The 19,784-nt window shown below is 66.0% G+C and carries 17 protein-coding genes; 11 read left to right on the top strand and 6 right to left on the bottom strand.

Annotated features, from left to right (window positions below):
* Positions 1-990: a zinc-binding alcohol dehydrogenase family protein gene (locus ACIBK2_RS42495; RefSeq protein WP_396976353.1), complete on the top strand. Its 990-nt coding sequence runs from the start codon at positions 1-3 to the stop codon at positions 988-990.
* On the opposite strand, the gene ACIBK2_RS42490 is transcribed toward ACIBK2_RS42495, so the two are convergent.
* Positions 942-2,204 (bottom strand): FAD-dependent oxidoreductase, encoded by a 1,263-nt coding sequence (locus ACIBK2_RS42490; RefSeq protein WP_396976351.1) that lies wholly within the window; start codon positions 2,202-2,204, stop codon positions 942-944. The genes ACIBK2_RS42495 and ACIBK2_RS42490 overlap by 49 nt on opposite strands.
* An 81-nt stretch (positions 2,205-2,285) precedes the next feature.
* Between ACIBK2_RS42490 and ACIBK2_RS42485 the strand changes: the two genes are divergently transcribed.
* A complete protein-coding gene (locus ACIBK2_RS42485) occupies positions 2,286-2,765 on the top strand; it encodes a MarR family transcriptional regulator (RefSeq protein WP_396976349.1) in 480 nt (159 codons plus the stop codon).
* A gap of 278 nt (positions 2,766-3,043) precedes the next feature.
* On the opposite strand, the gene ACIBK2_RS42480 is transcribed toward ACIBK2_RS42485, so the two are convergent.
* A complete protein-coding gene (locus ACIBK2_RS42480) occupies positions 3,044-5,941 on the bottom strand; it encodes an AfsR/SARP family transcriptional regulator (RefSeq protein WP_396976347.1) in 2,898 nt (965 codons plus the stop codon).
* A 104-nt stretch (positions 5,942-6,045) separates the two neighbouring features.
* Positions 6,046-7,476, bottom strand: a complete 1,431-nt coding sequence (locus tag ACIBK2_RS42475) for an MFS transporter (protein WP_396976345.1) — start codon at positions 7,474-7,476, stop codon at positions 6,046-6,048.
* 126 nt (positions 7,477-7,602) lie between these two features.
* Between ACIBK2_RS42475 and ACIBK2_RS42470 the strand changes: the two genes are divergently transcribed.
* Complete coding sequence (locus ACIBK2_RS42470) at positions 7,603-8,172, top strand: TetR/AcrR family transcriptional regulator (protein WP_396976343.1); 570 nt, start codon at positions 7,603-7,605, stop codon at positions 8,170-8,172.
* Positions 8,173-8,175: 3 nt separating this feature from the next.
* On the opposite strand, the gene ACIBK2_RS42465 is transcribed toward ACIBK2_RS42470, so the two are convergent.
* Positions 8,176-9,192 (bottom strand): AraC family transcriptional regulator ligand-binding domain-containing protein, encoded by a 1,017-nt coding sequence (locus ACIBK2_RS42465; protein WP_396976341.1) that lies wholly within the window; start codon positions 9,190-9,192, stop codon positions 8,176-8,178.
* A 69-nt stretch (positions 9,193-9,261) separates the two neighbouring features.
* Here ACIBK2_RS42465 and ACIBK2_RS42460 point away from each other — a divergent pair, with 69 nt between their 5' ends.
* Both ACIBK2_RS42460 and ACIBK2_RS42455 read left to right on the top strand, forming a co-directional pair.
* A complete protein-coding gene (locus ACIBK2_RS42460; protein ID WP_396976339.1) occupies positions 9,262-10,773 on the top strand; it encodes a flavin-containing monooxygenase in 1,512 nt (503 codons plus the stop codon).
* A 151-nt stretch (positions 10,774-10,924) separates the two neighbouring features.
* On the top strand, positions 10,925-11,335 hold the full coding sequence (locus ACIBK2_RS42455) for a nitroreductase family deazaflavin-dependent oxidoreductase (RefSeq protein WP_396976337.1): 411 nt from the start codon (positions 10,925-10,927) through the stop codon (positions 11,333-11,335).
* 13 nt (positions 11,336-11,348) lie between these two features.
* Here the strand turns inward: ACIBK2_RS42455 and ACIBK2_RS42450 are convergent, their stop codons facing one another.
* A complete protein-coding gene (locus ACIBK2_RS42450) occupies positions 11,349-12,842 on the bottom strand; it encodes a macro domain-containing protein (protein WP_396976335.1) in 1,494 nt (497 codons plus the stop codon).
* Between the two features lie 18 nt (positions 12,843-12,860).
* Complete coding sequence (locus ACIBK2_RS42445) at positions 12,861-13,472, bottom strand: DUF4433 domain-containing protein (protein ID WP_396976333.1); 612 nt, start codon at positions 13,470-13,472, stop codon at positions 12,861-12,863.
* A 447-nt stretch (positions 13,473-13,919) separates the two neighbouring features.
* On the opposite strand from ACIBK2_RS42445, the gene ACIBK2_RS42440 reads away from it, so the two are divergent.
* From ACIBK2_RS42440 to ACIBK2_RS42415, 6 genes are all read left to right on the top strand, one after another.
* Positions 13,920-14,840 (top strand): LLM class flavin-dependent oxidoreductase, encoded by a 921-nt coding sequence (locus tag ACIBK2_RS42440; protein ID WP_396976331.1) that lies wholly within the window; start codon positions 13,920-13,922, stop codon positions 14,838-14,840.
* Positions 14,841-14,980: 140 nt separating this feature from the next.
* Positions 14,981-15,739, top strand: a complete 759-nt coding sequence (locus tag ACIBK2_RS42435) for a class I SAM-dependent methyltransferase (protein ID WP_396976329.1) — start codon at positions 14,981-14,983, stop codon at positions 15,737-15,739.
* Positions 15,740-15,793: 54 nt separating this feature from the next.
* Positions 15,794-16,390, top strand: coding sequence for an NAD(P)H-dependent oxidoreductase (locus tag ACIBK2_RS42430; RefSeq protein WP_396976326.1), 597 nt, complete (start codon positions 15,794-15,796; stop codon positions 16,388-16,390).
* A gap of 218 nt (positions 16,391-16,608) precedes the next feature.
* Positions 16,609-17,694: a sugar ABC transporter substrate-binding protein gene (locus ACIBK2_RS42425; RefSeq protein WP_396976324.1), complete on the top strand. Its 1,086-nt coding sequence runs from the start codon at positions 16,609-16,611 to the stop codon at positions 17,692-17,694.
* A 70-nt stretch (positions 17,695-17,764) separates the two neighbouring features.
* Positions 17,765-18,538: an ATP-binding cassette domain-containing protein gene (locus ACIBK2_RS42420; RefSeq protein ID WP_396976322.1), complete on the top strand. Its 774-nt coding sequence runs from the start codon at positions 17,765-17,767 to the stop codon at positions 18,536-18,538.
* A complete protein-coding gene (locus tag ACIBK2_RS42415; protein WP_396976320.1) occupies positions 18,535-19,770 on the top strand; it encodes a sugar ABC transporter permease in 1,236 nt (411 codons plus the stop codon). The genes ACIBK2_RS42420 and ACIBK2_RS42415 overlap by 4 nt, the downstream gene beginning before the upstream one ends.
* The last annotated feature ends 14 nt before the right edge of the window (positions 19,771-19,784 follow it).

Here is a 19,784-nt window from a genome sequence, read left to right as displayed (position 1 = left end):
ATGTCCGCGATTCCCACCACTATGCGGGCCGTAGTACTGGACGGTCCGGGTCCACTGGAGGCCCTGCGGATAAGGGAGCTACCTGTCCCGACGCCGCGGCCGGGGGAGGTGCTCATCCAGGTAAAGGCGTTCGGCCTCAACAGGTCCGAACTACACACCAGACTCGGTCTGGCGGAAGGGGTTACCTTCCCCCGGGTGCCAGGCATCGAGGCGACCGGCGTCGTAGTCGCCTGTCCCGCCGACGAATTCGAGGTCGGCCAGCAGGTCGTCGCGATGATGGGCGGCATGGGCCGCACCTTCGACGGCGGCTATGCCGAATACACCTGCGTCCCCGCGGCCCAGGTCATTCCGTTCACCAGCACGCTGGACTGGTCCACCCTCGGCGCGGTCCCGGAGATGCTGCAGACCGCCTACGGCTCGCTGACCATCGGGCTCGATGGCCGACCGGGCCAATCGATCCTGATCCGCGGCGGCACCTCCTCGGTCGGCGCGGCCACCGCGATCCTCGCCAAACAGCGCGACATGATCGTCTTCGCGACCACGCGGAATCCGGCGAAGGCCGACGCGCTGAAACAACTCGGCGTCGACCATGTGCTGATCGACACGGGTGCGGTCGCCGACCAGGTCCGCGACATCAGCCCCGGCGGCGTCGATACCGCCCTCGAACTCGTCGGCACCCCGACCCTGCCGGATACCCTGCGCGCCACCAGAATCCAGGGCGTCGTCTGCTTCACCGGCATGCTGTCCAACGAGTGGATCGTCGAGAACTTCTATCCCCTCGGCTATCTCCCGCAGGGCGTCCGTCTCACCGCCTACGGCGGCGACGCGAGTGACCTGCCCGCCGACGTCCTGCAGGACTTCCTCGACGCGGCCGCCGACGGGCGGATCACCGTCCCCATCGACCGCGTCTTCACCCTCGACCAGATCCAGGAAGCCCATGGCTACATGGAATCCGGCGGTGCGACCGGCAAACTCGTCGTCGCGCTCTGAGCGTCGGTATCCCAGCTGATTCGGTAGTCGTACATCCAACTCAACGGGGCGACACCGGTTTTGGCGGCCTTCTTCAGGAAGTAGGGCGTGAGCAGGCGGACGAGCAGCCTGCCGAACCCATTGGACGCCTTGTCACCGCTGGTCTCCGCACCGTGCTGAACGACACGCTCGACACGGTCGCGGCGGCGGACCTCGTACTCCGCCAACGCGGCGGCGGTATCGGGGATATCGCGCAGGCAGATCGCCAGTGTCACCGCGTCTTCCACCGCGATGGAGACACCCTGACCGGACGAGGAGGCCACGGCGTGCGCGGCGTCGCCGACGATGACCATGTTGTCGTTGTGCCAGGTGTGCACCGAGGGCATGTCGTACTGGTTGAAGCCGGGGACGAAGGTGTGATCCGGTGTCGCGCCGACGATGCGGGCGGCCGGGGTGTTGTCGACCAGCAGTAGTTCGACGAGTTGGTCACGCCACTGTGCCACGGTGGTGCTCGCGGATTCCTCGCGCGAAAGTTCGCTCGCCCGCGGCACATTGGCGAACCACCAGATCTCACCGTCCGGCGCGACCAGGTAGCCGAAGAACGCCTTCTTGCCGAAGATCATGCTGTAGACGCCGGCCCGGAGTCCGAGTTCGGCGTAGAGGGCCCGGTTCGTGACGAATCCGCCGAGCCCGTAGATGCCGAGGTAGTGCGCCTCCGGTGCGGTCGGATCGATGATCTCCCTAGTGCGGGAGCGGATTCCGTCGGCACCGATCAGCACGTCGGCGTCGATCGTGCTGCCGTCGGCGAACCGGGCGCTGACCCCGCCGTCGGCGGTCGGCGTCGCGTCGACCAGGCGCTTGCCGTACTCGTAACGCACGCCGCGCCGCGCGGCCTCGGCATTGAGCGCGCGATACAGGTCGCGCCGCTTGACGCTGTGCGTGGTGGTGCCGTCCGGCAGCGTGCCGCCGATCGGCATGTCCACGATGTGCTTGCCCCCGCTGGTCGAGAACGACAGCGTGTCGGTCGGATGTCCCGTCTCCGTCACGACGCGCTCGGCATCCAGCAGCGACAGCGCCGACAGTCCGTTCACCGCGACCGTCAGGTACGCGCCGATCTGCTCGGCCGCCGCCTCCTGGTAGGCCTCGCAGACGATCGGCTCCAGCCCCGCCTGCTGCAGTGCCATCGCCGTGACCGGCCCGGCGATCCCGCCGCCGATGATCAACGCCTTCTTCATGGTGTGCCTCCGAAACCCTGCTACTCATCTGATGTATCTTGATAATCAAGACATAAGTAATTTGACCGTCAAGAGGCTTGAATGTCAAGAGAAAACCTGGAAACCCTACGTGAGCAGGTAGGACACGAATCGCAGGCAATGCAGGCCGCGGTCGACGCGGTCGACTCGGCCGCCGCCACCGTCCTCGGTGTCAACCGGACCGACCTGAGCTGCCTGGAGATTCTGCTGGCGGGTGATTCGACGCCGAGTGCGCTCGCGACCGCGCTCGGCCTGACCAGCGGCAGCGTGACCACGATGCTGGATCGTCTCGCCAAGCTCGACTACGTCGTCCGTCATCCCGAACCGGGGGATCGGCGCAAAGTCCTGGTCCGGATCACCCCGGCGGCCGCCGCGAAGGCATGGGAGATCTACGGACCCATCGCCGAGGAGGGCGCGGCCGACGTGGCGCGCTATACCGCCGACGAACTGGGTATCGTGCTCGACTTCCTGCGCCGCTCCCGCGAACTGCAAGAACGCCACCGCGGCCGGATCGCCGCGCTGCCCAAAGGATTTCGACGGTGACGATTCACCAGCGGCGGCTCGGTGATGTCGATATCATCACCTGTACAAAGGAATCCGATCTGTCGCACCGGCGATGGGTGCCGGAACGGGTCCGCGCAACGCCTCACGCACCCCTCGAGCGCGAGTCGGCGCGGACCCGACCGACCGCTCGGTCCCAGTTCCGGCGGTCGCGAGTCCGCACGACCCATCTCCTGCGCACCACCGGCGACGGTGGTCGCATCGACAAAGCAGGATGCCAGCCGTCGTTCAGCGGCCGATAAATATCGAATGAACGTTCGCTATTCGGTGCCGTCGGGTCCGTCCGCGCCGGGGCCGAACAGCCGGTCGATGGTCGGCGGCGAAAGCCCGGCGCGACTGAAGATTTCGGCGGACTCCCGGAACTCCTGCTCGGCGCGCACCGGCCGACCCCGCGCCGCCAGCGCGGCGGCATGCAACGCCATCGCCCGCGCGCGATCGATCGGGTCGGCGGCCTTGGTCAGCAGGTGCAGCGCGTCGGCGGCGTTCGTCTCCGCCTCGGGGATATTGCCCGCCTGCAGGTGAATCTGCGCCAGCCTGGTGCGCGCCCAGCCCTCCCACAGCCGTACCCCGTTGCGTTGTGCCGCGCGCACCGCCTCGGTGCCGAGTTCGATCGCGCGCCGATGCTCGCCGCGCATCGACAACGTGGCGGCCAGTTCGTGCGTGGCCCAGCCGAGCGCCACCGGGTTGGACGACTCCCGCGCGAGCGCGATGGCCCGCTCCGCCATCGCCACCGCCTCGTCGTATTGCCCTGCTTCACAATAGGTTCGGGTCACCAAAGCCAGGCACCACGCCTCCATCGACTGGTCGCCGAGGGTGCGGGTGAGCTGCGTCGCGTGCTCGAAATGCCGATGCGAGGCGTCCGGGTCGCCGAGCCGCCGCGCCGCGACGCCGAGCAGCACCGAGGCGAGCACCGACAGCCTGCGGTCGGCATCGTTGGCGGGTGGACCCGAGACGGCGCGCAGGTGCGGCAGACTCGCCTCGACCTCGCCGAGTCCCACCTGGAGCAGCGCGCCGAGCGCGGTCCTGATCCGCCGCTCGGCGGCCAGGTTGTCCTCGGCAATGGCGGTGTCCAGCAACGACTCCAGCGCGCGGGACAGCTCACGCGCGCCGGTGCCCGCGTCCATCAACTCGGCCATCACCCAGGCCAGATCGGCCGCCACGTCGAGCGCGCGGCCGCCGACCCGCGCCGCCTGCTGATGCAACGCGATGACGACCGGGCGTTCGATGTCGTTCCACGCCTGGCCATCCGAGCCGCTGCCGAACGCCCGTCCGGGGACGGTGGTCGCGACGAGCAGCCGGGTCGTGTTGCTGTAGTCGATCGCGCTCAGCAGATTCTTCGCGCTGGCCAGGTGGTAGTCGAGCACTCGGACCAGGACGGCGGATTCGTCCTCGTCGGCCACCTCGCGCGCGAAAAGCCGCAGCAGATCGTGGAATCGGTAGCGGCCGGGCGCGGTGGTCTCCAACAGGCTGAGGTCGACCAGTGATTCACACACCTCCTCCGCGTCGAGCGGGGAAATGCCGAGGATCGCCGCGATGCCGTCGATGGACAGATCGGGCACCTGGGCGAGCGCCAGCGTGCGAAAGGCCTTGGCCTGCGCGTCGGCCAGCTGGCCGTAGCCGAGCCGGAACACCGCCTCGACCGCGAGCTCGCCGGTCTTCAGCACGGTCAGCCTGCGCTTCTCGTCGGCGAGTCGGTCGGCGAACGAGGCGATCGTCCACTGCGGCCGGACCGCGAGCCGGGCGCCGACAATGCGCACCGCCAGCGGCAGCAGGCCGCAGTGCGCGACCACCTCCAGCGCCGACTCTGCCTCGGCGGCAACGCGTTCCGCGCCGAGGATGCGGACGAGCAGCGCCATCGCCTCCGCCGTCTCCAGCACGTCGAGCCGGGTCCGGGTCACCGCGGGCAGCTCGGTCAGTGCCGACCTGCTGGTGATCAGCACCGCCGACCCGGCGAGCAGCGGCGCCACCTGCGCGTAGTCCCGAGCATTGTCGAGCACCATCAGTATTCGCTTGCCGGACAAGCGGGTTCGCAGTTCGGCGGCGCGTTCGTCGACGGTGGACGGTAGGTCACCCTCGGCGATGCCGAGCGCGCGTAAGAAGCTGCCGAGCACGGTGCCGGGGGGAGTGGGCACCGGGTCGACGCCGTGCAGGTTCGCGTACAACTGCCCGTCCGGGAAGCGATCTCGGACGCGGTGCGCGACGTGCAGGGCAAGGGTCGTCTTGCCGACACCGCCCATGCCGCCGACCGCGGAGATCGCCACCGCACTGCCCGCGTCGGTCAGCTGTGCGGCCAACTCGTCGACCAGCCGTGCGCGGCCGGTGAAATCCGCGATGTCGGGCGGCAATTGGGCGGGCACCGGTTCGGTGCCGTGTTCGACCGGCGTGCGGGGTTCGCCGATCGCGGGCAGTCCGCCGCGCAGGATCCGCTCGTGCAGCACGGTCAGCTCCGGCCCCGGCTCCACGCCGACACCGTCCACCAGGGCCCGGCGCGCCTGCGCGTAGGCGTCGAGTGCGTCGGACTGGCGGCCGCAGTGGTACAGGGCGGTCATCAGCAGCGCCCGAAACCGTTCGCGCAGTGGATGTTCCTCGATCAACGCGCCGAGTTCGGCGACGGCATCGGCGCTGCGGCCGGTCTCGATGTCGAGGGCGAGCCGATCCTCCAGGATGGTCAGCCGCCACTGCTCCAGCCGGGAGCGTTGCCGCTCCGCGAACGGGCCCGGCAGCCCGCTCAGCGCGGTGCCCTGCCATTTACCGAGTGCGGCAACAAGATTCGCGCGCGCCGCGGCGGGCTGACCGTCGCGCAGCTGTCCGGCCGCCGCGACGAGCCGCTCCACCTCCGCCACATCGGTCGATCCCGGCGGTATCCGCAGCGCGTAGCCGTCCCCGATGGACACCAGCACCGTCGCCGGACCGCGCGCCACCCGATCGGGCTCCAACGTCCGGCGCAACTGCGCGACATGGGTGCGCAGCGCGGCGATCGCGCGCGGCACCGGCCGCGCACCCCAGATCCCCTCGACCAATTCGGCCGCGGTCACCGCGCTACCGGCACGCAGCAGCAGGGCCGCGAGCACGGCCCGACGCTGTGGCGGTCCGAGCTGCAGCGGTTCCTCGCCGCGCCACGCCATGACCTCGCCTAACACCACGAACTGCAACGACACCTCCCGAACGCTGGGAGTGTACGTGGCGCCGCGACCGACGCGCGGTGGTGCCGGAATGACGGCGGTCCAGCGCCACGAGTGGGCACTGGACCGCTGGCGAGAGATCAGGTGGTCGATCGGTTACTGCGGAAAGTGAGTGCGACGAGGAAGGTCAGTACCGCGATGCCGACCGCCGCGGCGAACGCCGTCGTCGTGCCACTGACCAGGACCTGCTGCGCCGATCCCGAGGCGCCCCGCGCCGCCGTGCCGAACACCGTGACCAGGATGGCCAGGCCGAGCGCCGAACCGCTCTGCTGCAGCGTCTGCAGCGCACCGCCCGCCGCACCCGCGTCGCTCGGCGGCACGCTCGACATGATGATCACGTTCAGCGGCGAGAACGCCAGCCCGAGACCGAGCCCCATCAACAGCATCGCTACGAACAGCAGCGGGAAGTAGCCGCTGTCGGTCGTCAGCTGGGTCAGCAACGCCAACCCGGACCCCATCAACGCCGTGCCGATCAGAGTCACCGGCTTCGGCCCGAAGCGCGGCAGCAGTCGGGGGATCAGCCGGACCATCGTGAACATCAGTATCGCGGTCGGCAGGAACGCGAAACCCGTTGCCAGCGCGTTCAATCCGCGCACTTCCTGCAGATACTGGGTCAGGAAGAAGAACATCGACATGCCCGCCATCGGCCCGAGGAACATGTTCGCGTAGGCGGCGGCGCGGTTTCGGTCGGTGAACAGCCGCAGCGGCAGCAGGGGTTCGGCCGTGCGCAGTTCGATCGTCAGGAACGCGGCGAGCAGCAGCACGCCCGCGGCCAGCGATATCTCGGTGATGTCGTTGCCCCAGCCGTTCGATGCGGCGCTGATGAAGCCGTAGACCAGCGCGGCGACGCCGCCGGTCGCGGTGACCGCGCCGGGCAGGTCCAGGTGGGCAGGCTTGCGCACCGCGTCGGGCAGGTACCGCAGCGCGAGCACGACGACTACCAGCCCGAAGGGCACGTTGATGAACAGCACCGATCGCCAGCTCAGCCATTGGGTCAGCAGGCCGCCGAGGATCAGGCCGATGGCGAAGCCCGCGCTGGACATGCCGGAGAACAGCGCGAGTACCCGGATGCGGGCCTTGGGTTCGGTGAACGTCGTGGTCAGCAGCGCGAGCGTGCTCGGGCCCGCCATGGCCGCGCCGATGCCCTGGACGACGCGGGCGACGAGCAGCCAGGTGGCCGACGGTGCCAGTCCGCCCGCCAGCGAGGCCAGGGTGAAAAGAGTTGTGCCCGCGATGAACAGGTTGCGCCTGCCGAACAGGTCACCGGCGCGGCCGCCGAGCAGCAGCAGGCCGCCGAAGACCAGGGTGTAGGCGTTCATCACCCAGGACAGGCCGGTGGCGCTGAACTCCAGGTCGGTGCGGATGCGTGGCAGCGCCACATTCATCACGGTGATGTCGAGGATGATCATCAATTGGCAGGTCAGCAGGGTGACCAGCACGAGGCCGGAGCGGAACGGCCGGCTTCCGAGTGCGGACGTGGGGGTGCCCGCGGAGATTGTGGTCGTGGACAAGAAGCGCTCCATCGATTCGTGAGCTAAACGGAGAGAGTCTCCGTTTCCGATAGAGCTATCATATGGAGAGGTTCTCCGTTTACGCAAGACTAACCGGAGACTTCATCCGTTTCCAGTGGAGGGATCGTGGACGAACCGTCGACGGCGCGGCCGATGCGGGCCGACGCACGGCGAAACTATGCGCGGATCGTCGAGTGTGCGCGCGAGGTGTTCGCCGAAGACGGGCCCGAGGCGCCCCTGGACGACATCGCGCGCCGTGCCGCTGTCGGGCCGGGAACGCTCTACCGGCACTTCCCGAATCGTGAGGCGCTCATGGAGGCGGTGTATCGCGACAGCATCGAACGGCTCAGTCGGCGCGCCTACGAACTAAGCGAAACCCATTCGCCCGCAGACGCGTTCGAGCAGTGGATGCGCGAGCAAGTGGCGTTCGTGATGGACAAACGCAGTCTCGCGGTCACGTTGAAGGCGTTGATCGATCACGACTCCGAGGTCTTCACCCTGTGCCGGGGAATGATCAACGACGCGGCGGCCGCGCTGTTGAAATCCGCGCAGAGTGCCGGCGTGATCCGTTCCGATATCGAGGCGCGCGACGTGCTGCGGTTGGGGCACGGCATCGGGGCCGCCTGCGAGAAGGCGCCGGAGGCGGCCGAACGGCTGCTCGGTGTCACGCTCGACGGGTTGCGCGTTTCCCGATAGTCGTCAGGTTCGACTGTTCGCGCCCGCGCGGCGCACCGCGGTCGGCGTTGTGTCCCACCATCTTCGGCAGCATCGGGTGAAGGTCGACTGCTCGGCGAGTCCGATCACGGAGGCTACCTGGCTCATCGGCATGTCGGTGGTGGTGAGGTAGCGGCGGGCTTCGTCGCGGCGGACGTCGTCGAGGATGGTGGCGAACGAGGTGCCCGCCGCGGCCAGGCGGCGTTGCAGGGTGCGTGGATGGACGGTCAATATCCTTGCTACGGAACCTATTTCGGGTGCCATCGTGCCGAGTAGCTGCTGTACGGTGGCGCGTACCTTTGGCACCATCGAGGCGTCGATGCCGCCCGCCTGCTCGGCCAGGAACGCCATCGCCAATCGGTGCAGGTTCTCGTCACCGCCGCTCAGCGGCAGCGTCGGCAGATTTCGCGGCACCCGCAGCGCCGCGTACGGCCGGTTCGTGTGTACCGGTGCGCCGAAGAATTCCTCGTACTGTTCGATCGGTGCCGTTGGCCGGTAAGGCAATTCGACCGACAGCAATCGGTAATGGTCTTCGGCCAGACGCTGAATTGTGTGGTGCACGAAGGCAAGTCCGAGATCTGTTGCCTGGATGGGTGACAGCATGCCGGGCTGGACGCCGTAGTGCAGCGCGATCACGCCGCGATCGCCGTACGGGTCCGGCTCCGGGGTCAGGGTGAGTGCGCGGGCGTGCAGGAACAGGTAGCGCGCCGTGCATTCCAGGACGTGCGTCAGCGACGGCGAGTTGCGGATGGCCAGGGCCAGCGGGCCGAGCATGTCGAGGTCTTGGCGGCGGGAAATGAGCAGGCCGAGATCGGGGCGGTCCAGTCGCTGCGCGGCCAGCTCCAGTACCGCGGCCAGCGCTTGGTCGGGGATCAGCAGGTCGTCGGTGTCGAGCGCGGCGATCGGCAGGCCGCAGGCGGTGGCGTACTGCTCGGCCTCGCCGCCGAGTTCGGCCACCGTCGCGCGGAAGCCGCGCAGTCCGGCCGATCGAATCACCGTCATGTCGTCCAGAGTCAAATACTTGTCGTGCAAAGTCAAGAACGCGGGTCCATGCGGTCTCACACTGGAACCATGAACGAGACCGCCGCAGCCCGCGAACACCTCGACGTCGTCATAGTCGGCGCCGGCCTCTCCGGCATCGGCGCCGCCTACCGGCTGCAGACCGAGTGCCCCGGCAAGACCTACGCCGTCCTCGAGGCGCGGGCCGCGATGGGCGGCACCTGGGATCTGTTCCGCTATCCCGGCATCCGCTCGGACTCGGACATGTTCACCCTCGGTTACCCGTTCAAGCCGTGGCGCGATGCCAAATCGATCGCCGACGGGCCGTCGATTCGGCGCTACATCAACGACACCGCCGCCGAGTTCGGCATCGACCGGCACATCCGCTACCAGACCAAGGTGGTCGCCGCCGACTGGTCGAGCGAAACCGCCCGCTGGACACTGACTCTCGAAGAGCGGGACGCGGCGGGGAACGTCTCGTGGCGCTCGCTGACCTGTGGCTTCCTCTACGCGTGCGCGGGCTACTACAACTACGACCATGGCTACACGCCCGAATTCCCCGGTCTCGCTTCGTTTTCCGGTCAGGTGGTGCATCCGCAGTTCTGGCCGGAAGACCTCGACTACACCGGTAAGCGGGTCGTCGTGATCGGCAGCGGTGCCACCGCGGTCACCCTCGTTCCGTCGATGGCCAAGCAGGCCGAGCTGGTGACCATGTTGCAACGCAGCCCGACTTGGATCAGCGCCGTCCCCGGCCGCGACAAGTACGCGGACAAGATCCGCGAGCTGCTGCCGCCGAACTTGGCGCACCGGGTGATCCGCACCAAGAACATCCTGTTCACCATCGGCTTCTACCAGTACTGCCGTCGCCGCCCCGCCGCCGCGCGCAAACTGCTCACGGCCCTCACCACTCGAATCCTCAAGGACGAGAAGGTAGTAGCCGAACACTTCACGCCCAGCTACAACCCGTGGGACCAGCGCCTGTGCGCCGTCCCCGACGCCGACTTCTTCAAGGCGATGAAGAAGGGCAAGGCCGAGGTCGTCACCGACCACATCGATACCTTTGTGCCGGAAGGCATTCGACTGAAGTCCGGCCGAATCCTGCGGGCCGACATCGTCGTCACCGCCACCGGCCTGCAGATGCTGCCGTTCGGCGGGATCACCCCGCGCGTCGACGGCGCACCGATCGTGCTGTCCGACCAATTCATCTGGCAGGGCGCCATGCTCACCGGCCTGCCCAACTTCGCCGTCTGCATCGGCTACACCAACGCCTCCTGGACCCTGCGCGCCGACCTCAGCTCCCGCCTGGTCTGCAAGGTCCTCAACCACATGGACCGCCGCGGCTACGCCGCCGTCGTCCCCAAGCCCGACGGCAACCTCAACGAACAACCCCTGCTCGACCTCGACGCGGGCTACATCAACCGCTCGATCGCCGACTTCCCCCACCAGGGCGACCGCCACCCCTGGAAAATCCGCCAGAACTACCTCCTGGACTCGGCGCGAACACTCCGCACCGACCTCACCAAGACTCTCGCCGCCACCCCCAAATCGGCAGTGCGAGAACCCATTCTGTCGGCGTCTCACTGACCGACCTCGTCGAACGGGGCAGCGCGACGGCCCGAGCCGCAGCGATGTCCCGCTCGACGGGCCGGTTGGTCCTCGGGTCGCGCCGGTTCGGCGATCTTGTCGATAGGCTCGGATAACGGCATAGATCCGCTTTCCCACCCGAGGAGCCCGCATGTCCGACTGGAACTCGCAGATCATCGAGGAATTCCGCACCAACGCAGGCAAGGTAGGCGGCCCCTTCGAAGGCGGCGACCTCCTCCTACTCACCACCACCGGCGCCAAATCCGGCCTCTCCCGCACCACCCCCGTCGCCTACGTCCGCGACGGCGCCAACCTCGTCATCATCGCCTCCAAAGGCGGCGCCCCCACCAGCCCCGACTGGTACCACAACCTCCGCGCCAACCCCGAGGTCACCATCGAGGTAGGCACCGAAACCCACAAAGCCACCGCCACCCCCATCACCTCCGGCCCAGAACGCGACCGCCTCTACGCCGCTATGGTCGCCGTAATGCCCGGCTTCGCCGAATACGAACAAAAAACCGACCGAGTAATCCCCGTAGTAACCCTGCAATTCATCGACTGAGAGCCGATGGGATTCACCCCTCGATCACGCCTACCCACAGGTAATCCCGCGCCCTCGTCAGTGCCACCATCGCCTGTCGTGCCACCAGCTCGGCGGCCGCGCGTTCCGCGTCGGAGAGTTCCTCATCGGGTTTGTGTGCTGCGGTCGGGTGGAAGACGGCCGCGAATTCAACCCCTTTTGCGCGACGTACCGTGCCGACTTTGACGGCATCCTGTGGGGTGCCGTCGAAATCTTCGAGCGAAAGGGTTGGAATACCAGCGTGATCCAGCACATCCTGGAGATGCTCGGCCTCGTCGCGGGTGCCGGTGATCACGGCCATATCCGACCATGAAAATCGGGAACCCTTGATGACCTGGACAAGTCTGGCGTCGAGTTCGCTGCGGTTTATATTCTCTGATACCGCGCGATGGGCAGACAACGCAAGATTGTTGTCTTGTAGCATTGAATTGCTGGTCGTACCGTCGGCGATCAAGCCGTATTCCCGTAGCCGTTTCCATGCGGTTTGTACGTGGTCATCGGTGAACATCTCCGCTTTGCGTGGGGTCCATTCCCGGACGAGCTCAGCGGTACGCCGCCAGTCTTTCGCGGCGTCTGGGTCATGATCAGTGAGCCAGTGCACGGTCGCGAGCAATTCCATGCCGTACATCGACTCGAAACCGTCGGTGATGTTGTCTACCAGTGCTATTCGTTGGCGGGTGACGGGATAGTCGGTCAGGATTCGCGTTGCTTCGAGTGCGATTCCAGGTAGCGGACGGATCGACTCCGCATCCAGCACTCGCGACGAGCCATCACCGTAGCCGGTAAGGAAGTGCCCCTCGACCAGGCTCAGCACCCGCCGGAGGCTGTCGGCATACGGCCCGTAGGTCCCTTTGGTGTATTCGAGTCGCAGCGGCTCGCCGACTATTTGCAGGAAGTACATCAACTTCTGGATTTCGAGTGGTGTCGCTTCCAGCGCGTTTCGCAGGTATCGAGACAGGAGTTCGACGAGCGCCGCGCGGCCGATCGTCATCTCAGGTCGAGGTGTGGCGTTCACCATGTCATCGGCACTGGGCGTAGCGCCGGGGGAGTACACGCGAGCGTCGAGATCCGGCAGTGACTGCAGCGCCGAGGTGATGAGCGGCTCCACTTCGGGCCACTTCAGTCCACCATTTCCACAGCCGAGGGGAGGAATGGCGATCGAAGTGATGCCGAGCTCGGTGATCACCGCGACAAGATCGGTGAGACCTGATTCGATGTCTTGCAGTCGCGAGCCGGCTCGCCAATGCCTCTTCGTAGGGAAATTGATGATGTAGTGCGGGCCTTCGAGTGTTCCCGTTTCCCAGACATGCATCTTGCCGATCCGGACTTCGCCACGCTCACATGCCTTTTGGTACGCCGCGAACATCTCGGGATAGGCGCGACGGAACTGTAGTGCGATCCCCTTGCCCATCACGCCCACGGTGTTGACGGTGTTCACCAACGCATCCGTGTCGGCGCGGAGCAGGTTGCCTGTGGCCTGAGTGATCACAGCGAACGACTCCATGTGTTAGAAGTACCAGTAGGGTCTGACAGAGATGGATGGCCTGCTGTCCGGGCTATCGGGCAGCTCGATCCGGGTTGCATGGTCTTTGCTCTGCACGACGACCTCGGTGAACGCAGACCAGGGTACCCGCCCATGGACGAGGCACTCGGCCATCCGTCGTTCGCGGCGATCCTGATCATCCGCAGTGTTATTCCACATGCGTGCTGTCATCAGCGGCCAATCGATCATCGTGTCCAATTCGGCGATGTCGTCGGAAAACCTTGCGATCTCCAATGCGGCATTCCGGTCGGTGAATACCGGTTGTAGGTTGTGCGTGACCAATCGCTCGACTGTAGTCCGCAGATAGATGAGATCACCATGATCGCCGTTATAAGTCTCTACGTTTCCTTTATGAATTGCGTACATCATCGGACTTCTAGGGGCGAAATAGAAGGGCACATAGTCGGCAACCGCGCCACCTCGACTGACTGGCACCGATCGGAATCGCCGGTTCTTCTTGATCCCCAGATTGCCGACCTCATGGTCGATCACACCGGCTTGCTGCGCTCGGCTGTCTGCGAGTAGACCGCTTTCGCATATCTTCGGCAGATGGGAGATATGCGTAAAGTGCAGCACTGCCGTCGGCTTCGGGCGAGGCACTGTCGGTACTCAGTCCTCGATGCTTCCTGCGTCCGCATCGGTTGACTGATATCCGGTGGCATGGTCGGTCTGCGCCGCTGTTCGCCGTCGCTCGCGCCTGGTAGTCACCATGAACTGTCCCCCTCGGTATCGCACCCCAACGCTCCCGGTCGACCAAACCGTATCGGATCGGTGCCGACCGTGATGACGAATTCCCAACGAATGCAGATATTTCCGCCCGAAACGGGCAAACTGGACATTTATGCATCATGGCGGATACGGCCGAGATCGAGCGCGTGCTCCGTTCATCGGCCACCACGGAAATCGATACCCGCACCCCGCTTTCTGAGATGGTGGACCGGTTGGCGACACTCGCGGGCCCACCACACCGCCGCTGACCTCGGGTCGCAGACGTCGTCGGCTTGCGGAGTTAGGGTCAGGAGTATGCGATACGCAATCTCGATTCCGCAGCATGCCGCCGACGGGGCCTTCCAGCCGGAGGAGCTTCGGGAGTATCTGGGGCGGGCGGAGGAGCTCGGGTTCGAGAGTGCGTGGATGACGGAGCAGGTGTTGGGGGCGGCGCCTGGTTCTAGTCCGTTGGAGATGTTGGCGTTTGCGGCGGCTTGTAATGAGCGGTTGCGGTTGGGGTGTGCGGTGTTTGTTACGCCGTTGCACAATCCGGTGCATTTGGCGAAGCGGATCGCGACGGTGGATCAGTTGAGTCGGGGGCGGCTCGAGGTTGGGGTGGGGATCGGGGGGAGGGGGCGGGCGTTTTCGGCTTTTGGTGTTGATCCTGCGGATAATTTGGTGCGGCGGTTCAATGAGGGGTTGCGGGTGATGAAGGCGCTGTGGACTCAGCCGGAGGTGGATATCGAGGGGGAGTTCTGGCAGTTGGATGGCGCCGCGATGGAGCCGAAGCCGTTTCAGAAGCCTTATCCGCCTTTGTGGTTCGGTGGTAGTAAGCCTGCTGCGTTGCGGCGGGCGGTTCGGCAGGGGGACGGGTTCTTCGGGGCTGGGTCCACGACGACGGCGAAGTTCGCCGAGCAGGTCCCGGTTGTTCGTGCGGCGCTCGCCGAGAACGGCAGGGAGGCAGCGGATTTCCCCATTGCGAAGCGCGTCTATATCGCGGTGGATGACGACGTGGATCGCGCACAGCGCCGGATGACCGAGGCACTGATCTCCCAATACGGTGACTTCGGTAAGACTTTGCTGCCGGTCGCCGTCTGCGGACCACCGGAGACCTGTATTCAGGAACTGCGCGCGGTGGCTGCGGCCGGGGCCGAAATGATCCTGATCAACCCACTTTTCGACTCGGCCGCGCAGATGGAACGGATCACCGCCGAGGTCCTGCCGCACGTCGCCTGAGCTAGGCCGAGGCAACCCGGACCAACAGGTCTCTCGGTATTGCCCTTTCCGTGTGGCCGAACATCGGGCAGGATCCGAGAGGTACCGAATCGGCCTGGGGGTAAGCGGGCCGGTGATCGTCTGACCCGGGGGAACTATTCATGGATTGGGTAAAGCAGTTCTTCGAGACCGCGCCGATGTGGTGGGGTCCGCAGACCGTGCAGGAGTCGGATCGGCGGCGCGCCGCGTCTATCGCGCGGCTGGCGGGTGATGGCGTCGAACGTGTCCTCGAATTGGGCGCGGGCAGTGGGACAACCGCGGTGGTGATGGCGGATCTCGGCTACTCCGTGGTCGCGGTGGAACTCAGCTCGGTGCGCGCGCGGCAGGCGACAGAACGCGCGGCCGAGGTCGCCGGGCGCGACCTGCGGATCGTCGAAGGCGATTTCTATCAGGTCGAATTCGATGAGCAGTTCGACTGTGTGGTCTATTGGAACGGCTTCGGTGTCGGTAGTGACGCCGACCAGCGCAGGTTGCTGCGCCGGGTCAGCGGCGAATGGCTGCGGCCGGGCGGCACGATGATCGTCGATGTGTTCAGCCCGTGGAAATGGGCTCGGGTCGCAGGCGAGATCGACCAGGAGGAGTACGTCGTCGACCTGGCGAACTTCAATGACTACGACCCGATATCCAGCCGTTTCAGCGACAGGTGGTGGCCGGTCGACAAGGAGGACGAGGCGCTCGACCAGTTCGGGCGCTGCTATTCGCCCGCCGATCTGCTGCTGTTGGCCGAGGGCACCGGCCTTGCCGTAGAGCGAATGGAACTCGACGGCGCGGAACTCCGGACGGACCAGCGGTATTCGACCACTCATCCGCTCTGGGACGCGTGGGAATATCAGGCGGTGCTGCGTCGAGAATCCCCGTGAGGCCGTGCTGAATAGGATTGTCCAGCAAGGCGTCTCGCAGGCACAGTGATCGGCATGCGTATCGCGGTGTACCTGGCCCATCCCCAGGCCGACAGTTTCAACAAAGCCCTCTTCGATGCGGTGATCGACGAGTTACGGGGACAAGCGGTCGAGGTTGTGTCGCACGATCTGTATGCGGAGGGCTTCGATCCGATGCTGGCCGCGCAGGAGACCGAGACCGTCGACGGGACGCAGTCGAACGACGAGCAGGTTCGGCGGTACCAGGACGAACTCACCGAGCTCGATGCCCTGATCTTCGTGCATCCGAACTGGTGGGGCATGCCGCCCGCGATCCTGACGGGCTGGGTGCAGCGGGTGCTCACCCCGGCCGTCGCATACAAGCTGACCGACGCGGCTGGAGAACCGATCGGACTACTGCATGCCAAGCGCGCCCTGATACTCAACACCTCCGACACCACCGAGGACCGCGAGCGCGACGTCTTCGGCGACCCACTGCAGCAGATCTGGGCGTCCTGCGTACTGCCCTACATCGGCGTGGAAGACGTGCGGCGCAAGGTATTCCGCACGGTGACCGACTCCACCGAACAGCAGCGCAGCACCTGGCTGCGCGAAGCCCGAAACCTGGCCGCCGCCCTCGCCGCGGACAGCTAGGCAGTCGATCTCGGCAGTCGAGCCGACGCCATGCCACCCGGCCCCGAGCCGGATGTGAGCACATGCTCACGTGTCCTGATTGTTATCTCGAACAACAAATTGGTCGCTAGAACAGGTTGTGCTGTGGGTCACAGTCGAATATGTTGCAGCGAACAACATTCGCTCGACCTCGACCGTCCTGGCACTCCCGGGGCGGTGGTTCCACGAAAGGCCCCCTCATGCGTAAGGGCATTCTCGGCGTTGCGGCTGTCTCGGTCGCCGTGCTTACCTCGTTGACTTTGACTGCTTGTGGTGACGACTCGAAAAGCTCAGGAGGTGGCGGCGCCAAGATCGGGGTGATCCTGCCGGACAGCAAGACCTCGGCCCGCTGGGAGACCGCGGACCGCAAGTACCTGCAGCAGGCCTTCGATTCGGCGGGCGTCAAGGCCGACATCCAGAACGCGCAGGGCGACAAGACCGCCTTCCAGACGATCGCCGATCAGATGATGACCAACGGCGCCTCGGTACTGCTGATGACGAACCTGGACAGTGGCACCGGCAAGGCCGTGATCCAGAAGGCCAAGGCGCAGGGCGTCACGGTCATCGACTACGACCGGCTCACCCTCGGCGGCGGCGCCCAGTTCTACGTGTCGTTCGACAATGTGAAGGTCGGCAGCCTGCTCGGCGAGGGCGTGGCCAAGTGCCTGACGGACAAGAACGCGGTCAAGCCGGTTGTCGCCTACCTCAACGGCGGCCCGACCGACAACAACGCCACGCTGCTGAAGACCGGCTACGACGGCGTGCTGAAGCCGAAGTTCGACGCGGGCCAGTTCGTGAAGGGCCCGGACCAGGCCGTCCCGGAATGGGATAACACCCAGGCGGGCACCATCTTCGAGCAGATGCTCACCGGCACGCCGAACATCGGCGGCGTGGTGGCCGCCAACGACGGACTCGCCAACGCCGCGATCGCGGTGCTGAAGAAGCAGAAGCTCAACGGCCAGGTTCCGGTGAGCGGCCAGGACGCCACGGTGCAGGGCCTGCAGAACGTCCTGAAGGGCGATCAGTGCCTGACCGTGTACAAGGCGATCAAGAAGGAAGCCGAGGCGGCGGCCGAACTGGCCATCGGGCTGACCAAGGGCCAGCCGGGTCAGGCGAACGGCAAGGTGCAGGATCCCGAGGCGAAGACCGACGTGCCGTCGGTGTTGTTGGAGCCCAAGCCGATCTACATCCAGCAGGTGAAAGACGTTGTGGCGGACGGCTATGTCACCAAGGCTGAGCTGTGCACCGGCGAGATCGCGAAACTCTGCGCGGACAACGGCATCTGATCGACCCAGCCCCTTCCGCCGTTTCGATGAGGGGACGGCGGACGGGGCTCCCTTCTCAGGAGCAGTACTCATGAGTGATACGCCGGTAGTCGAATTACGCGGCCTAGAAAAGAGTTTCGGGCCGGTTCACGTCCTGCACGACGTCGCTTTCAGCGCCTACGCGGGTGAGGTTACGGCGTTGGTCGGCGACAACGGGGCCGGAAAGTCCACGCTCGTCAAATGCATCGGCGGCACCCATCCGATCGATGCGGGCGAATTCCTGTTCGAGGGCAACCCCGTTCAGGTGCACAGCCCACGCGACGCGGGCGCGCTCGGCATCGAGATCGTGTACCAGGACCTCGCGCTCTGCGACAACCTCGACATCGTCCAGAACATGTTCCTCGGTCGCGAGCGCAAAAACGGCATCGTGCTCGACGAGTACGCGATGGAGGAGCTGGCCGGAAAGACCTTGGCGAGCCTGTCCGTTCGGACCGTCAAGAGCGTCCGGCAGCAGGTGTCCAGCCTGTCCGGCGGCCAGCGGCAGACCGTCGCGATCGCGAAGGCCGTGCTGTGGAACAGCAAGGTGGTGATCCTGGACGAGCCGACCGCCGCGCTCGGCGTGCAGCAGACCCAGCAGGTGCTGGAGCTGGTGCGCCGCTTGGCCGATCGAGGTCTCGCGGTGGTGCTGATCTCGCACAACATGAACGACGTCTTCGCGGTCTCGGATCGGATCGCGGCGCTGTACCTGGGGCGGATGGCCGCCCAGGTCCGGACCTCCGATGTGACCCACGGCCAGGTCGTCGAACTGATTACGGCGGGCCGCAGCGGCGCACTGGGCCTGGACGCGAATGGAGTAAAAGGATGAGCGCCGTGCTTACCGAAAAACCTACTACCGCACCGGTTTCCGATTTAGTGAACACCTATGTCGGACGGGTGCGCAGCGGTGACATGGGCGCGCTACCCTCCGTGCTCGCCCTGATCATCCTGTCCTGCGTCTTCTGGGCCGCGCGCCCGGTCTTCATGTCCGAGGCCAACTTCGCGAACCTGTTCACCCAGGGCGCGGCGATCGCGGTGATCGCGATGGGCCTGATCTTCGTGCTGCTGCTCGGCGAGATCGACCTGTCGGCCGGATTCACCAGCGGCGTCTGCGCGGCGGTGCTGGCGGTATTGCTCACCGACCGCGGCTGGCCCTGGTACCTGGCGGTAGTGGCGTCGCTGCTCACCGGCGTGCTGATCGGGTTGATCATCGGCACCATCGTGGTGAAGATCGGCATACCGTCGTTCGTGGTGACGCTCGCGGCTTTCCTTGCGCTGCAAGGGGTCGCGCTGAAGATCATGGACAACGGCCGCAACATCTCCATCCGTGACGACACCATTCTCGCCATCGCGAACAAGAACGTCCCGCCGCTGATCGGCTGGCTGATGTACCTCGTGCTGGTGGTCGGGTTCGCGTTCCTGCAGTACCGAAAACTGCGGGCCCGCAACAAACTCGGGCTCACCGGCGAGACCGCGCCGGTGATCGTGGCGCGGATCGTCGGCGTCGCGGTGGTGCTCGGCATCGCGGTGCTGGTGCTCAACGGCGAACGCAGCCGCAACCCGGAACTGCACTCGCTCAAGGGCATGCCGATCGTGGTCCCGCTGATCGCGATCCTGTTGCTGCTGTGGACCTTTGTGCTCAACCGCACGTCCTTCGGCAGGCACATCTACGCGGTCGGCGGCAACGCCGAAGCCGCGCGGCGGGCGGGCATCACGGTGGATCGCGTGAAAATCACTGCCTTCGTGCTGTGTTCGACGATGGCCGCGGTCGGTGGCCTGGTCGCGGCCTCCCGCGCCAACTCCGTCGACCCGAACACCGGCGGCAGCAGCGTCCTGCTCCTCGCGGTCGGCGCGGCGGTCATCGGCGGCACCAGTCTGTTCGGCGGTCGCGGCCGCATGCTGGACGCGGTCCTCGGCGCCGCGGTGGTCGCGGTGATCGACAACGGCATGGGCCTGATGGGCTACAGCGCGGGCACGAAATTCGTTGTGACAGGATTCGTGCTGCTCTTGGCGGCCGGCGTAGACGCCTTGTCCCGAAAGCGCACGCTACTCCGTAGGTAACCCCACCCGGCAGC

It is taken from the genome of Nocardia sp. NPDC050175 (assembly GCF_044459885.1).
Taxonomy (GTDB): domain Bacteria; phylum Actinomycetota; class Actinomycetes; order Mycobacteriales; family Mycobacteriaceae; genus Nocardia.
This window is presented reverse-complemented; position numbering and strand designations above follow the sequence as displayed.

Excerpts from the sequence above, each read along its gene's own strand:
- ACIBK2_RS42495 (WP_396976353.1), top strand. The coding sequence starts at position 1 with ATGTCCGCGATTCCCACCACTATGCGGGCCGTAGTACTGGACGGTCCG.
- ACIBK2_RS42490 (WP_396976351.1), bottom strand. The coding sequence starts at position 2,204 with ATGAAGAAGGCGTTGATCATCGGCGGCGGGATCGCCGGGCCGGTCACG.
- ACIBK2_RS42485 (WP_396976349.1), top strand. The coding sequence starts at position 2,286 with ATGTCAAGAGAAAACCTGGAAACCCTACGTGAGCAGGTAGGACACGAA.
- ACIBK2_RS42465 (WP_396976341.1), bottom strand. The coding sequence starts at position 9,192 with ATGACGGTGATTCGATCGGCCGGACTGCGCGGCTTCCGCGCGACGGTG.
- ACIBK2_RS42460 (WP_396976339.1), top strand. The coding sequence starts at position 9,262 with ATGAACGAGACCGCCGCAGCCCGCGAACACCTCGACGTCGTCATAGTC.
- ACIBK2_RS42455 (WP_396976337.1), top strand. The coding sequence starts at position 10,925 with ATGTCCGACTGGAACTCGCAGATCATCGAGGAATTCCGCACCAACGCA.
- ACIBK2_RS42440 (WP_396976331.1), top strand. The coding sequence starts at position 13,920 with ATGCGATACGCAATCTCGATTCCGCAGCATGCCGCCGACGGGGCCTTC.
- ACIBK2_RS42435 (WP_396976329.1), top strand. The coding sequence starts at position 14,981 with ATGGATTGGGTAAAGCAGTTCTTCGAGACCGCGCCGATGTGGTGGGGT.
- ACIBK2_RS42430 (WP_396976326.1), top strand. The coding sequence starts at position 15,794 with ATGCGTATCGCGGTGTACCTGGCCCATCCCCAGGCCGACAGTTTCAAC.
- ACIBK2_RS42425 (WP_396976324.1), top strand. The coding sequence starts at position 16,609 with ATGCGTAAGGGCATTCTCGGCGTTGCGGCTGTCTCGGTCGCCGTGCTT.
- ACIBK2_RS42420 (WP_396976322.1), top strand. The coding sequence starts at position 17,765 with ATGAGTGATACGCCGGTAGTCGAATTACGCGGCCTAGAAAAGAGTTTC.
- ACIBK2_RS42415 (WP_396976320.1), top strand. The coding sequence starts at position 18,535 with ATGAGCGCCGTGCTTACCGAAAAACCTACTACCGCACCGGTTTCCGAT.